A 15,074-nucleotide genomic window follows, 5' to 3' on the forward strand; every position below is an offset into this window, starting at 1 on the left:
GCAGGGTCTTGGTGGGATGCCGATGACGCCGCCGATGTCGCCTGGTGGTGCGGGTGGTGGTGGTCAGGGTGCGGAGCGTCCGGATGCTGCTGGGTTGCTGAAGGCCGGTACCGAGCCGTGGGAGAGCGAGGTGGCCGATCTCGGTGAACCCGAGGCACCCCAGGGAGCCCTGCCCGGCGTCGCCGGGCCGGATCCTTCGGCGTCCACTGTGGATGGTCCGGATCTCCCCTTGCCCGGAATCGTGTCAGCGGTGCCCGGTCCGCCGGACTGGTCGCCGTCGGTCGACGACCCTGCTCCCGGCGTGGGCGCGCTGCCGGTGCTGCCGCCCTGGGCCGGGAACCGGGAGCCGGCGGACGAACGTTCGAAGGCTTCCGAGCTGCTGGAGTCCACCGACACGCCGTGGGAGCGCGAAGGGCCCGACCTCGGCGAACCGGAGGTGCCTCAGGCCACCGAGACCCAGGAAGCGGCCGACTGGCCTCCGGCAGGCGTCGGCGCCACCTCACCGGACCAGGAGCCGGAACCGCCGGAGGACTGGGTTCCCGTCGTCCGGCGGGAGAACGACGGCGTGGACACCAGCGCCTGGGAAGTACCCGGCGGGGGATTGCCCTGGCTGGCCCCGTTCCCGGTGGCCGGACGGACCGAGGAGAGCGACCGCGACCGCCCCGGGCCGGATTACACCGAGCGGGACACCCGGCCGTGGGAACCGGCGGGGGACGCCAACTGGCGCCGTACCAAGTGGGCCGAGGTCCAGACCGCGTATGACGAGGTGGAGGAGAAGCCGATCCTCTGCGGAGGGCTGAACCTCACTCCGGAGGAACTCGCCGCCATGGAGGAAGAGGAAGAGCGGGCCAGGCTCGAAGCGGAGCGGGCCGACGCGGATCAGGAGGCGGAAGAGAAGGAGCGGACCAGCGCGGATCTGCTCGTGCGGGATACCTCGGCCTGGGGCGACAAACCGGCCGGCCCGCCTTCCGGAGTGATCGGCTGACAGAGAACCGCGCAACAGTCCACATCGTCCAGTCAAGCGAGGCCCCCCCATGAGTACCGTCACAGTGAAGCGGCCCCCTCGGGCTGCCGGGCCGGAGATGCCCGAGGGAGAGGTCGAGCTGCAGGAACCGCCGGTGATGGCCGAGCCGGCGTCCATGGATTTCCGTTCGGCGGCCATGTATCTGCCGATGGGTGCCGGTTCGGCAGGCATGGTCATGATGTTCGCGATGTCCAGTGGTTCGCCCACCATGTACATGATGGGCGGGGTCATGGGCGTGGGCATGATGGCCATGGGGCTCAGCCAGATCGGCCGGACCGGCGCGGAACGCAAGCGCAAGATGCGTGCCGAACGGCGCGACTTCCTCCGCTACATCGCGCAGTTGCGGGAAAAGGCAAGGGAGTCCGCCGACGAGCAGCGTCGTTCGGTGGCCTGGACCAACCCCGAGCCGTCCTGGCTGTGGTCGATGGCGAACGGCTCCAGGCTGTGGGAGCGCAGGCCGAACGACGACGACTTCGGTCGCTGCCGGATCGGCCTGGGCACCCAGGCGGCGGCGATCCGCTACACCGCTCCGTCCACCAAGCCGATCGAGGACCTCGAGCCGCTTTCCGCGGTCTCGTTGCGCCGTTTCCGCGAGGCTTACAGGACCGTGTCGGGAATCCCGATTTCGGTGCGACTGCGCAGCTTCACCAGTGTGGAGTTCGCCGGTGCCCCGGAGGCGGCGGTGGGGCTGGTCCGGTCGATCCTCGGTCAGCTGGTCGTCTTCCACTCGCCGGACGAGCTGCTGGTGGCGGTGCTGACCGGGGAGGCAGGCCAGCCGGAATGGGACTGGGTGAAGTGGTTGCCGCACAACGCCCATCCCACGGACGAAGACATCGCGGGCCCGTTGCGTCTTTTCGCCGGTGATCACCAGGAACTGCTGGACGTGCTCGGTCCGGAGATCACCGAGCGCCCGGACCACGATCCGGGCAGCCGGCCCGGCAGCATCGAACCGCTCGTCGTGATCGTGGCGCACCAGACGGAGATTCCCGAGACCTCACGGCTGCTCGACGCCGGGATCCGCAACGTGGTGCTGCTGGATCTCACCGGAAAGGTGCCAGGAGGCCGGAAAGTGCTCCGGCTGACCGCGGAAGAGGAATCGGTGGAGTACCCGTCCGGGGAGGACACCGGATCCGCGCAGCGCGACGATCTGAGCCTGGTCCAGGCGGAGGCACTGGCCAGGCTGCTCGCGCCGAAGCGGACCAGCGGCACGGTCGACGTCGTCGACCAGCCACTGGAGAGCGACTTCGAGCTGACCGGCCTGCTGGGCATCCGTGATCCGCGGACATTCGACGTGCCGGGGCTGTGGCGTCCCCGGATGGCACAGCGGGCCCGGTTGCAGGTGCCGATCGGGGTCAGCGAGGACGGCGAGGTCGTCGACCTCGATCTGAAGGAGTCCGCGCAGGGCGGCATGGGCCCGCACGGCATGCTGATCGGCGCCACCGGGTCCGGCAAGAGCGAGCTGCTGCGCACACTGGTCACCGGCCTGGCCGCGACGCATTCCTCGGAGATCCTGAACCTGGTGCTGGTCGACTTCAAGGGCGGCGCGACGTTCCTCGGCATGGACAAACTGCCGCACACCTCGGCGATGATCACCAACCTGGCCGATGAACTGCCGCTGGTGGACCGGATGCAGGACGCGCTCAACGGCGAAATGGTGCGCCGGCAGGAATTGCTGCGGGAGAGCGGGTACTCCTCGGCGTTCGAGTACGAGAAGGCCCGTGGCGGCGGGGCCCAGCTGGTGCCGTTCCCGAGCCTGCTGATCGTGGTCGACGAGTTCAGCGAGTTGCTGAGCAGCAAGCCGGAGTTCATGGACCTGTTCGTCTCCATCGGCAGGCTCGGCCGCAGTCTCGGGGTGCATCTGCTGCTGGCCTCGCAGCGTCTGGAGGAGGGCCGGATCCACCGGGTCGAGGGGCACCTGTCCTACCGGATCGCGTTGCGCACCTTCTCCTCGATGGAGTCCAGGGCGGTGATCGGTGCCACCCATGCCTATGAGCTGCCGTCCGAGCCGGGTAACGGCTATCTGAAGATCGACACCACCACGCTGGTCCGGTTCAAGGGCGCCTACGTCTCCGGGCCGTGCCCGCCGAGCGAGGGCGGTCCGGCGGCACCGGTGGGGAACCGGGCCTTCGCCGACGTCGTCCCGTTCCACACCCGGCTTCAGCCGAGCAAGTACGTGGTCACCCCGGACGAGATCGAGCCGGAGCCGGGCGCCGAGCCGCTCGACCACGCCGAGCGAGAGGTGGGCGACGACGTGCCCGCGCTGTCCGAGGTCATCATCGAGCGGCTGGTGGGTGCCGGACCGCCGGCGCGGCAGGTTTGGCTGCCACCGCTGTCGGAGGCGCCGAGCCTGGACTCGCTGCTGCCGACCGTGGTGCCGGATCCGTCGCGCGGCATGACCATCACCGCCACCGGTGTGCTGCAGGTGCCGGTCGGGGTGGTGGACCGGCCCTACGAGCAGCGGCGGGATCTGCTGGTGGCCGATCTTTCCGGTGCGGACGGGCACGTCGGGGTGGCGGGTGCACCGCAGAGCGGCAAGTCGACGTTGCTGCGGACCCTGATCCTGGGGCTCGCACTGGCCAACACCCCGGAGGAAGTCCAGTTCTACTGCCTGGATTTCGGCGGCGGCGGGCTGATGTCGGTGGCCGGGCTGCCGCATGTGGGCTCGGTGGCGACCCGGATGGAGCACGACCGGGTCGTGCGTACCATCGCCGAACTCGACCAGCTGCTGGAACGTCGTGAGGCGCTGTTCGCCGAGCACGGTTTCGAATCGATCACCGCCTACCTGCGGGCACGGCAGCGCGGCGAGATCCAGGACCCCTACGGCCACGTGTTCCTCGTGGTGGACGGCTGGTTCACGGTCAAACAGGACTTCGACGCGGTGGAGGGCAAGATCGGCGAGCTGGCCTCCCGCGGTCTGTCGTTCGGCATCCACGTGGTGCTCAGCGGTACCCGGTGGTCGGAGATCAGGCCGTGGCTGCGCGATCTGCTGGGCACGAAGTTCGAACTGCGGCTCGGCGACTCGATGGAGTCGGAGTTCGGTTCGCGCAAGGCGGCGAAGGTTCCGGCCCAGCCCGGCCGGGGCATCATCACCGACGGATTCCACTTCCTGACGGCGCTGCCGAGGCTGGACGGTATGTCCTCTGTGGACGATCTGGCGGATACCACCAAATCGGTCGCGGAGGAGGTGCGGGCGTTCTGGCCGGGCCGCCCGGCACCACAGGTGCGGATGCTGCCGAGGCAGCTGCCGGTGGAGGACCTGCCCACGCCCCAGCCGGATTTCCGGGTGTGCCTCGGCTACGACGAGCAACGGCTGGAGCCGGTGTGGCACGACTTCGGTGTTCAGCCGCATCTGATGGTCTTCGGGGACGGTGCCACCGGCAAGACGAACCTGCTGCGGCTGATGTTGCGGGCGATCCGGCACCGCTACACCCCGGAGCAGGCCAAGATCGTGCTCGGCGACACGCGCCGCGACCTCGACCAGGAGATCCCCGAGGGCTACGGCGTGGGGCACGGGTTCACCCCGGACACGATGTTCGAGCTGGCCGGTCAGGCGGTCGGCTCGTTGACCAAGCGCCTGCCGGGCCAGGACATCACCTCCGACCGGTTGCGCAAGCGTGACTGGTGGGACGGACCGGAACTGTTCATCGTCGTCGACGACTACGAACTGCTCGGCCGGGGCGGGGTCAGCTCGGCGCTGGAGCCGCTGCTGCCGATGATCCCGCAAGGGGTGCACATCGGACTCCACCTGATCATCGCCCGCAGCACCTCCGGTGCGATGCGGTCGATGATGGACCCGGTACTGCGCAGGCTCTGGGAACTCGGCACTCCCGGCCTGGTGCTGTCCTACCCGAAGGAAGAAGGCAAGTTCCTCGGCGAGGCGCCGCCACGCAAGTTGCCTCCCGGCCGGGCGCAGCTCGTCACCCGCCGGGGCATCGGGCTCATCCAGACCGGATTCGTCACCGCCGACGTCGCCCAGAGCGTGTCGTGATGAACGAGAACGTTGTCGTGCAGGCACCAACCACAAAGACCATTCGCGACTGAGGAATACCATGAGCGCTATTGCCGGTGAGCTGTGCCGGATCACGGTTTACGGGCCCGACGGCCGGGCCGATCTCGCGGTGCCGGTGTCGACGACGGTCGCCGACCTGGTTCCGGTGCTGCTGAGCCACACCCGCAGGAACCCGGAAGCCGAGGAGCAGGGTTCCTGGATCCTGCAGCGGCTCGGTGAGACGCCGCTGGACCCGGACGGCACCCCGGAAACCCTGGACTGGCTCGAGGGCGAGCAACTCTACCTGCGGCCGGCCGCCGATCCGTTGCCGGAGCTGGATTTCGACGATCTGGCCGATGGCATCGCGACCTCGGTCGCGCAGCGCGGCGACCGCTGGAAGCCGGAGTACAACGCCGTCCTGTTCCGCGTCCTGTCCGGGGTGGTCGCCCTCGTCATCGCGCTGGCCCTGCTCGGCGACGGGCCGACCGGGCTGCATGCCGGGTTCGCCCTTGGGCTGGGCGTGGTGTTCATCGCCGGTGCCGCGGTGGTCGCCAAGAAGCTCGCCGACCTGATGCTGACCCGCTTGGCAGGCTTGGCGGGCTGTGTTTTCGTCGGCCTCGCCGGGTTGATCACCGCCGACGGGGCGGCCGATATGGCCGCGTTGACGCCGCAGGGAATCGTGGTGGCCGGCGGCGCCACCGCGGTGTCGGCCGCGGTCCTGCTGATACTGCGGCGTTTCGTCGCCGACGACATTCCCTTCGCACCGTTCGTGACCGTCTTTCTCGTCGCGCTGGCACTGATCGTCGGTGTATGGCTGGGCTCGGGCTTCGACCTGACTCCTGGCCGCGTCGCGGGCGTGCTGGCCACCCTGTTCCTCGGCGTGGTGATCTTCGTGCCGAAGGTGGCCATCCGGGCCGCTTTCCTGCGGGGGCCGCAGTTGCCGCGCAACGCCGCGGACCTTCAGCAGGACATCGATCCGGCCCCGGCCGACGAGGTCTCGGCCAGGACGGCCACCGCGGACCGCTACATCAGCGTCGCGATGGTCTCCGCGGCCGCGGTTTCGGTCGGCTCGTACCCGTTCATCCTTGCCGAGCCGGGCTGGATCGGCTGGACGATGGTCAGCCTGCTCGCCGCCGGCCTGCTGCTGCGCTCGCGTAGTTTCGTCGGTGTCTGGCAACGGATTTCGCTGGTCACCGCGGGAACCGTGGGGCTGGGCTTGGTGGTGCTCTTCCACGCGCAGCGATTCCCGCCGGAGTGGCGGACCGTGCTCCTCGTTGGCGTGCTCCTGGCGCTGTTCGCGGTGGTGCAGGGCGCACTGCGGCCGGTCAACCGGCGTCTGCTGCCGATCTGGGGGCACCTGGCCAACATCTTCGACACCGTCACCGGGCTCGCGGCGCTCCCGCTGTTGCTCCAGTTGCTCGGCGTCTACGCCTGGGCACGCGGATTGGCCGGGTGAGGGCGGACCATGCAGACGCAGCGAGACCATGTGCACGCCTATCAGTTCATGATGGGCCGGATGAGCTCCGCGCTCCTGCTCAGCGACGCCGCCAGCGCCGAGGTCCCCGCCCGGCGCGCCGCGGTCGGCGTGAACATCGGGGTGGCGCTTGCGGTGCTGATCGGCATCGGTTTCGGGGTTTTCGGCCTGCTGGTGCCGGGTGGCAACACGTCGTGGCAGGCGAAGGGCACGATCGTCGTCGAGAAGGAGACCGGCACCCGGTACGTGAATCTCGGCGGCGTGCTCCACCCGACGCTGAACTACGCCTCGGCGAAACTGCTGCAGGGGCCGGGCGCCAAGATCGACCTGGTGTCCCGGGAGTCGCTGCGGGACGCGCCGCGCGGAGCACCGGTCGGCATTCCGGACGCGCCGCAGGTGCTGCCCGCCCCGGGAGATCTGGCCGGTGCCGGCTGGCTGGCCTGCCTGCCGGACCGGGACAGCGGTGACGCGGTCACCCCGCAGCAGCTGAGCCTGAACTTCGATCCGCGCGTGGCGAACGTGCCGCTGCCCCCGGACCGCTATCTGCTGGTGCAGTCCCCGGCGGGGACGCAGTACGTGCTCTGGCATGGAACCAAGCTGCAGGTCGGCTCGCCGATCGTGGCCGTCGCGCTCGGCATGGCCGCGGTCCGGCCGATCTCCGCGCCGCAGCTGTGGCTCGACGCGCTGCCCGACGGGCCGGTGCTCGCACCCGCGGGCATCACCGGTGCGGGTGGCTCGGGCGCCACCGTCGGCGGCACCTCGTACAAGGTGGGACAGCTGTTCGAGCAGCATCCCGTCAACGGCGAGGTGCAGCGTTTCGTGCTGCAGCACGACGGTTTGGCACCGGTGAACACCACCGAGTTCATGCTGCTCGGCGCCGTCGGCTCGGCGGACCCGGTGCGCATCGACGCGGCGGCGCTCGCGTCGGCCCCGCGCTCGGCCGACCAGTCGCTCACCAAGCGGCTGCCCGATGTGGGCAACGCGAAGTGGCTGGACAGCGGTGCCGGCGCGCTCTGCCTGCGGCAGGTTCCGGTCGGCGACAAGGTCACCAGCGCGGTGGTCATCGGCGGCCCCGGCGCCGCCGCCGGACCCGGTGTCCACACGCGACCCGGCACCGGGGTGCTCGTCGGCGCGGTGCCGCTCCCCGCCGGGCGCAAGGTGCCGGATCGCTACCTCCTCACCGACGGCAAGAAGTACCTGCTGCCGGACGACAACTCCATGAAAGCCCTGGATTACGTCGGCGTCCCGGTCCGGCCGATGCCGGTCGAAGAGCTTGCCGGCGTCCCGGGCGGTCCGGTGCTGAGCGCGGCCACCATGGGGGTGCCGAAGTGATCAGTTCTGCCGCCGAGGTCCGAGGAGGGGGACCGGTTCCGGCCGGAGCCGGGTCTCGGCGCGCTCGGCACCGCGTCCGGCCCGGTACCGGGATTCCGGGTGGCGAAGCCGGTTCGGTGAAGCCGGGCCGTGGCACGTCGAGTCCCATCCGGCAGGCGGCAAAGGTCGCTGATCGAACCGGCTTTCAGAAGGGGTGACCAACCGATGTCCCGACGCTCACCGCTTTCCCGGCGCCGTCTCCGTGCGCCGGGGATCGCACTGGCCAGCCACACCGTGGGCAACGCGCTCGTGGTCTATCCCGAAGAGCGGATAACCGACGAGGCCAAGGCGCTGGCGCTGTCCGTGGCCGCCGACGCCGAGCACGAGATGGTCGTCCTCGACCTGCCGGGCGGTGTTCCGGTCTCCGCCTGGAACTCGATAGCCGACCTGCTGCCCCGGCGGCGGCGAGGGGTGCGGGTGATCATGGGGGGCCGCTCGCGCGAGACGGTCGCCCTCACCGGCCAGTGGCTGTCGGAACGGCTGGGGCGCACCGTGGTGGCACCGGACGGTGCGGTCTTCCCCGGCACGGGAGGCACGTTGTTCGTGCATTCCGGCAAGGGCAGCGGGTGGGTGCGATTCCGGCCCGGGCACGCTCCCGAGTGGGAGGCGAAGCGGTTTCCCCGGCCGTCATGGGATTCCGGTGCGATCGATCCGTGGCCGACCAGCTCGCTCTGCGTCGCCGATCCGATTCCGGGCGGGGTGTGGATCCACCCGGCGGCTCGCGATTCCGCCACCGGCGGGCATTGGTCGCGGCTGGTCCGCGGGGTGCCGTGCCAGCCGGAGGTGCTCACCGTGGTGCTCGGCTGCCCTGGCACGCCGCCGGTGTCCCTGGACGACGTCAGCCGCTTCTGGCGCTGGCTCGACAGCGGCCTTCGCGAGCGGTTGCGGTTCGTGCAGTACGGGCCGGTCCGGGTGCCCGCCGGGGAGACACTCGGGCAGGCGCTCGCGGATCTGCTCGGTACCGGGGTGATCTGCTACACCGGCATACCGGTGGGTTCACCCGACGCGCCGGAGGTCTACACCCTCGCCGCGGACGGCGGAATGGGCTGGCGGCCGTTCGCCAGCGAGCTCGGGTACCTGCCGCGGACCGATCCCGCCTTCACCGGAACTCCCCGGATGCTGGCGCACCGCTCCCCGGTCGCCGGCGCCGGATTGGAACAGATCTCGCCGGCGGTTTACTGGTACACCCCGGACTCGGTGATCGAGGTCGTGCAGTCGGGCTTGTGGGTGCGGCCACCCAGGGACGCGCAGAATCCCGAGGCTGTGCGTGCGCGAGTGTGGGACGCCGAGGCCGGCGTGCTCGCCTTCGACGCCGGTGACGAGGACCGGGCGCAGCGCATGGAGATGCTCGCCAGGGACGTGCTGGCCCGGCTGGACCCGGCGACCCGCGCCCGCGCACGGCTGATGCCGGTTTCGGAGCTGGGCCGGGAAGCTGTCCGCGTCGCCGGTCCGGCCGGCGGAGAACTGCGTGCCGAGCCGGCGCAAGCGGCCGCGGGCACCGTGCAGCTGCCTTCGGTGCCCGCCGTTCCGCGGCTGACCGTGTCGGCCGAGCCGGTCGTCCCGCACGTACCGGCCGAGGTCGTGGCGAAGGTGGACGCTCCCGCACCGGTGGCGGCCTCGTTCATCGAGGCCCCGCCGCTGGCCGTGGCGCTCCCCGTCCTCGACGAGCCGGTGGCGGCCGGCGTGCGGGAGCCGGTCGCCGGATCGGAGTCGCCGGGCTCGGGCACATTCGGCTCCATCGCGGACCGACTGGCCCCGGCGGCTCCGGAGCCGGCTCCCGAGGCGCCCGTGGAGAAGGCCGAGCCTCCCGCGCCTCCCGCGGAAACCCCGGTGGCCCCTCGTTTCCAGCCCACTCCGCAGCCGACGGCGTCGGCGCTGGTTTCGGGGCACGATCTCGTCGAGGAGCGGGGCTGGCTGCGCCGGACGTTGAGCCGGGAATTCGACGCGATGGCGCACTCGGTCTCCCGGATCCTCTCCGAGCATCCCGGTTTTCAGACCACGAGCGGTAGTACGCCGGCCGACGTGCTGACCGACATCGTGGCCGTGCGGCTTTACCTTTCGCGCCAGGGCGAATCGATCGATCAGGCGCTGCGGACGGCGGACAACGGCCCGCATGTGCCCTTCGCCCGGTGCGTGGTCGCCGGCTTGACGCGACTTCCCTCGCATCGCGGTGCGACGATCTTCGCCGCGTCTCCCACTCCCGCGGAGTGGGAGCTTCTGCGGCGCCGCCGGTTGATCACCGACTGGAGTTTCATCCACACGCTCACCGAGCCCAGTGCGGACCAGCGCGGTGCGGTCGATGTGCTGCTGTGGTCGTTGACCGCGCGCCGGACGAAGCTGATCGAGCCCGCCGGCGAGGACGAGGTCGACAACCGGGTGGTGTTCGTGCCGGGAACCCGCTTCAAGGTCCTGGAGATCACGGAGCCGGGGTCCGACGGGACACGGGGCCGGATCCTGCTTCGCGAACTGGCCGTGTCCGAAGTGGACGAAAGTGGCCGGGTGGACGCGCGGCAGGCGCTGGACGAACTGGCGATCACGTCGCTCCAGCGGTGCACGGACCGCTGGGCGACGGCACAACCGCGTGGTGTGGTGGGGGAAGCGGCACGAGGCCGGTTCGGCGCACTGCCCGGGCTGGTGTGAACGTGGTGGCGAACCGCCGTGGCCCTCGGGGAATCCGGGGAAAGGGCGACTGGAAGGTGACGGGCGATGAATCGTGAACTGCTGACGGTGGGCGCGGATCGGCAAGGGGGCTATCCCTCGATCGGCGCCGCGCTGGCCGTGGCCCGTGATGGCGCGATGATCAGCGTCCGGCCGGGCAGGTACGAGGAGAACCTCGTCGTCGACCGGACGGTCAGCATCGCCGCCGACACCGACGGCACGGTCGAGGTGTACGCGGCCAAGGGCAGCGCGCTGGTCGTCGACGCCGACGGTGTTCAGCTCCGGGGCCTGAACATTTCCGGCGACGACGGCGAGTGCGCGGTGGTGGACGTGCTGCGCGGGGAGGTCGCTCTCGACAGCTGCCGGATCAGCGGCTCCTCCTGGGCGGCGCTGCTGGCCAGGGGCACCGGTTCGCTGGCGACCCGTGGCTGCGAGGTGACCAGCGGCGCGGGCGCAGGCATCGTCGTCACCTCCTCCGCGCCCAGCACGGTCGAGGACACGATTCTGTCCGATGTGGCTTCCTCGGCCGCGGTGGTCAGCGAGACCGGGTCGCTGACGTTGCGCCGGGTGGAGGTGCGCCGGCCGGGTGGCAACGGCATCTGTGTGAACGGCCGGGGCCGCTGTGTGATCGAGCAGGGAGCCGTCATCGCCGCGGCCAAGCCCGCGATCGTGGTGGACCAGCAGGGTAGCCTCCAGGTCAGTCAGCTGGACGTGCGCGAAGGCAAGAACGTCGACATCTACCTGGCGGGCGGCGCGTCGGTCAGCATCGCGGACTCCACGTTCACCGGCGCGGCGGCGCAGGCCGCGCACATCGCGGGCACGGCCCGGCCGGAGCTGCGCGGCTGCACCTTCACCGGCGCCACCCGGTGCAGCGTGCAGGTGACCGGGCAGGCCACGCCCACGCTGGTCGACTGCGTCATCGAGGATTCCCCGGTCGGGTTCATCGTGGACGCCGAGGCTTCCCCGCGGTTCGACAACGTGACGATGCGCGGCTCGATGCAGGTGCTCGCGACGATCGCCACCACGGGGACCACGCGCTTCACCCGCTTGCGGGCCGCGACCGACTCGGGCTCGGGTATGCGGATCAGCGGTGGCACCACGCAGTTCGACGGATCGTCGATCGAGATCGGCGACGCCGCGGCGATCGAGCTCACCGAGTCCGCGCAGGTGGTGGTGAACGACACGCGCCTCAGCACGAGGAGCGAGATGGCGCTGTCGGTGATCGACGCGGGCCGGGCAGAGCTGAATTCGGCCGTGTTGCAGGGGGGCGGTCTGGATGTCGGCGCCGGCCGGGTGCTGATCACCGACAGCGAAATCTCCGGGGCGGCCGCGGACGGCATCCGGGTCGCTCGTGGCGGAATCCTCACCGCGAGCCGCTGCCGGGTGCGTGGTGCGCACCGGCACGGCGTCCGGCTGCTGAGCGGAGCGCGTGCCGAGCTCACCGAATGCGAGGTGCTGGACAGCACGGTCAACGGCGCGCACCTGGAAACGACCGAGCCGGTGCGGCTGGCCCGGTGCGTGATCCGTAACAGCGGCGGTGTTCCGGTGCAACGTCCACCGCAGGACCAGGTCACGATCGAGGATCTGGTGACCGACGAGGCGCCACGCTCGGCGGCGGACCCCATGGGCTCGCTGGACCTGGGGCGGTCGCCGAACGGCACCCGGCAGGCGGAGAGCACCAGGCCACCGGAGCCCAGTGCCGCGGCACTGGGGCAGCAGCCCCTGACCGACGCCGGCAGCGTCGTGCCGGACGGGCCGCTGGCCGAGCTGGACACGCTGATCGGGCTGGAAGGGGTCAAGCAGGAGGTCCGGGGGCTGATCAACCTGATCCGGATGTCGCAGGTGCGGCAGCAGAAGGGGCTGCCGATGCCGCCGATGAGCCGGCACCTCGTGTTCGCCGGTCCGCCCGGCACCGGTAAGACGACGGTGGCGCGGCTCTACGGTGCTGTGCTGGGCGAACTCGGCATTCTCTCCAGCGGTCACATGATCGAAGCGGCCAGGGCGGATCTGGTCGGTCAGTACATCGGTTCCACCGCCATCAAGACCACCGAGCTGGTGACCAAGGCCATCGGCGGGGTGCTGTTCATCGACGAGGCCTACACGCTGACGGCGGCCACCGGCGGCGCCGGACCGGACTTCGGCCAGGAGGCCGTGGACGCGTTGATGAAGATGATGGAGGACCATCGCGACGAGCTGGTGGTGATCGTCGCGGGCTACTCCGAGCTGATGGAGAGGTTCCTCCAGTCCAACCCCGGTCTGGCCTCCCGCTTCACCCGGACCGTCGAGTTCCCCAACTACAGCGTGGAGGAACTGGTCACCATCACCACGAACCTGTGCCGCAAGCACTACTACGAGCTGACCGACGACGCGGTCGACGCGCTGGTCGACTACTTCGTCCGGATCCCGAAGGGAGAGACCTTCGGGAACGGCCGCGTCGCCCGCAAGCTGTTCGAGGCGATGATCAACACCCAGGCGTCGCGACTGGCGCTCAACCCGCCGGAGCGGGATGTCGATCTCAGCAGGCTGACCGCGGCCGACGTCCTCCCGCAGACCGAACTGCTGGAACAGCTGCCGGTCGAGGCGTCCGCGACGCCGACCCCGGACACCGATCCGGCCGCGGCGGTGCGGGCCAGCCGGGCCTGGCGGCGGATGTCCGCGTTGGTCGGCGTCGACGGCCCTCGCGAGTCCGCCGCGTCCACACTGGTGTCGTTGTGCGAGCGGAAGAACCAGCGGCGGGCCATCGGCCACTACGGCAACGCGGTACTGACCGGTCCGGAAGGTAGCGGGCGGCGGGAGCTCGCCCGCCTTTACGCACAGGGGCTCGCCGAACTCGGGCTGGCCGATAGCGGCCAGCTGGTCCGCGCGTCGTTCGCCGACGAGCTACGACCGCACTGGCCCGGACAGGCGGAAAGCCTGCTGCGAGGGGCCTTCCAGGACGCGCAGGGCGGGCTGCTTCTTTTGGACGCCGGCGCCGATGGGGACCTCCAGCCGGAAGAGGCCGAGGCTTTGCTCGCCGCGCTGCGGAACCACACGGGTGACCCGGTCGTACTGATCACCGGTACCCCGGACGGCGTCCGTCGGTTGTTCGGGCACGCTCCGCAGCTACGGGAGTACTTCGGCCAGGGGTGGGAATTCGGCGAGTACTCCACCGGGAACCTGGCGGCGATCGCCGTCCGGTATCTGCGTGCCCGTGGCCACGAGGTGCCCGACGACGTGGCCACCGCACTGTACGCGCACATCGAGCAGTCCGGAGAGCGGACCGCGTACGGGGTGCACCGGCTGGCCGACCGGCTCGGCCGGATGGCGGCGTCCCGGACGCTCACCGCCGCGGACCTCACCGGGCTGCGCTTCGCCGAGCCCACGGCCGGCGGGCTGGCTTCGGTGCGCTGAGCGCGGGAGTTCGGATACAACCCGTACCCAGATTTCCCGTGTTGGCCGGCCCTTCTGGGATTTCGGCCGTTCCCTGCCATTTACTGGTGGGTGAGGAAATTTGGAGGTTGCCATGCCTGAAGTGGACCGGACTCGGCTGGAGATGCTGAAGCAGGAGTACGAGCGCCAGATGGAGCGCATCGTGCAGATGAAGGAGCGGGTGGCCGAGATCTCGGGGACGGCGGTCTCGCCTCGGGGTGAGCTCCAGGTCACCGTGGGCAGGGCAGGCGAGGTGACCAAGGTGGACTTCCTGTCCAGCTCGTATCGTCGGATGACGAAGAACGAGCTGTCCGATCTGGTGCTCCGCACCGTCAACGACGCCCGGGACAAGGCGTCCGACCGGGCCGCGGAACTCATCCAGCCACTGATGCCCGCGGGCACGGACGTGAAGGCCATGATGACCGGCAAGGTCGACATCAGCGCCGTGATCCCGGATGACACCCGGCTTCCTGAGGTACTGCGGGAACGCTGGAGCCGGCAGTCCTGAACAACGCCGGGTTTCCGGGTACGCGAACTGTGGTCTGTCTCGCGGAATTGTCTTTGTAGGCGAAAGGAGTTGCGGTGAACCAGTTCTGGGTTGATCCCGAGGGTCTGGGCAGGAGCGGCGAGGGCTACGACGCGGTGCGAGCCCGGCTGCTGGGGCTGCAGAGCGATGTCCAGAACATTGTGGACGCCTACTCGGGCAGCTTCGGCGGCGACGACGGCGGCGTACAGTTCCGGCAGAACTTCAACGACAGCATGGGCGATTACCACGAAGGCATCGGCGGGGTGCAGCAGAGTCTCGGATTCGTTTCCGACGGGCTCAACATCAACCGCAAGACCTACAGCAACGCCCGGGACGACTCGAATCAGGCTACCTACAATTTCCTGACGAGCGGCGAGGAAGCCGGTTTCGGTGACGACTCTGGTCAGGGCTCGAACTCGGGTGAGGGGGGTTCGGGTCAGTGGGTGGCTGGGGTGGTGGAGAAGATGCCGGATGCGCCGGGGAATAGGCGGGATTTTGTGAAGTCGGGGCGTCCTGGTTCGGGTGAGGGGGGTTCGGGTCAGTGGGTGGCTGGGGTGGTGGAGAAGATGCCGGATGCGCCGGGGAATAGGCGGGATTTTGTGAAGTCGGGGCGTCCGGGTTCGGG

The 15,074-nt window shown here is 70.0% G+C and carries 8 protein-coding genes; all 8 read left to right on the plus strand.

What is annotated here, in order from left to right:
• Window positions 1-985, plus strand: a 985-nt coding sequence (locus ACFWY9_RS38550) for a hypothetical protein (RefSeq protein ID WP_378341212.1), incomplete at its 5' end; no start/stop codon positions are given.
• A gap of 49 nt (window positions 986-1,034) precedes the next feature.
• On the plus strand, window positions 1,035-5,012 hold the full coding sequence (eccCa, locus tag ACFWY9_RS38555; RefSeq protein WP_378341213.1) for a type VII secretion protein EccCa: 3,978 nt from the start codon (window positions 1,035-1,037) through the stop codon (window positions 5,010-5,012).
• A 61-nt stretch (window positions 5,013-5,073) separates the two neighbouring features.
• A complete protein-coding gene (gene eccD, locus ACFWY9_RS38560) occupies window positions 5,074-6,468 on the plus strand; it encodes a type VII secretion integral membrane protein EccD (RefSeq protein WP_378329652.1) in 1,395 nt (464 codons plus the stop codon).
• Window positions 6,469-6,477: 9 nt separating this feature from the next.
• On the plus strand, window positions 6,478-7,818 hold the full coding sequence (eccB, locus tag ACFWY9_RS38565; RefSeq protein WP_378329651.1) for a type VII secretion protein EccB: 1,341 nt from the start codon (window positions 6,478-6,480) through the stop codon (window positions 7,816-7,818).
• Window positions 7,819-8,022: 204 nt separating this feature from the next.
• Window positions 8,023-10,497: a hypothetical protein gene (locus ACFWY9_RS38570; protein WP_378341214.1), complete on the plus strand. Its 2,475-nt coding sequence runs from the start codon at window positions 8,023-8,025 to the stop codon at window positions 10,495-10,497.
• Window positions 10,498-10,563: 66 nt separating this feature from the next.
• Window positions 10,564-13,905, plus strand: coding sequence for a right-handed parallel beta-helix repeat-containing protein (locus ACFWY9_RS38575; RefSeq protein ID WP_378341215.1), 3,342 nt, complete (start codon window positions 10,564-10,566; stop codon window positions 13,903-13,905).
• Between the two features lie 112 nt (window positions 13,906-14,017).
• A complete protein-coding gene (locus tag ACFWY9_RS38580) occupies window positions 14,018-14,431 on the plus strand; it encodes a YbaB/EbfC family nucleoid-associated protein (RefSeq protein WP_378329648.1) in 414 nt (137 codons plus the stop codon).
• A gap of 74 nt (window positions 14,432-14,505) precedes the next feature.
• On the plus strand, window positions 14,506-15,074 hold a 569-nt coding region (locus ACFWY9_RS38585), incomplete at its 3' end, for a hypothetical protein (RefSeq protein ID WP_378341216.1).

This window comes from Amycolatopsis sp. NPDC059027, assembly GCF_042739735.1.
Lineage (GTDB): Bacteria > Actinomycetota > Actinomycetes > Mycobacteriales > Pseudonocardiaceae > Amycolatopsis.

Bases quoted from the DNA above. Each gene is read 5' to 3' on its own strand.
- eccCa (WP_378341213.1), top strand. From the start codon at position 1,035: ATGAGTACCGTCACAGTGAAGCGGCCCCCTCGGGCTGCCGGGCCGGAG.
- eccD (WP_378329652.1), top strand. From the start codon at position 5,074: ATGAGCGCTATTGCCGGTGAGCTGTGCCGGATCACGGTTTACGGGCCC.
- eccB (WP_378329651.1), top strand. From the start codon at position 6,478: ATGCAGACGCAGCGAGACCATGTGCACGCCTATCAGTTCATGATGGGC.
- ACFWY9_RS38570 (WP_378341214.1), top strand. From the start codon at position 8,023: ATGTCCCGACGCTCACCGCTTTCCCGGCGCCGTCTCCGTGCGCCGGGG.
- ACFWY9_RS38575 (WP_378341215.1), top strand. From the start codon at position 10,564: ATGAATCGTGAACTGCTGACGGTGGGCGCGGATCGGCAAGGGGGCTAT.
- ACFWY9_RS38580 (WP_378329648.1), top strand. From the start codon at position 14,018: ATGCCTGAAGTGGACCGGACTCGGCTGGAGATGCTGAAGCAGGAGTAC.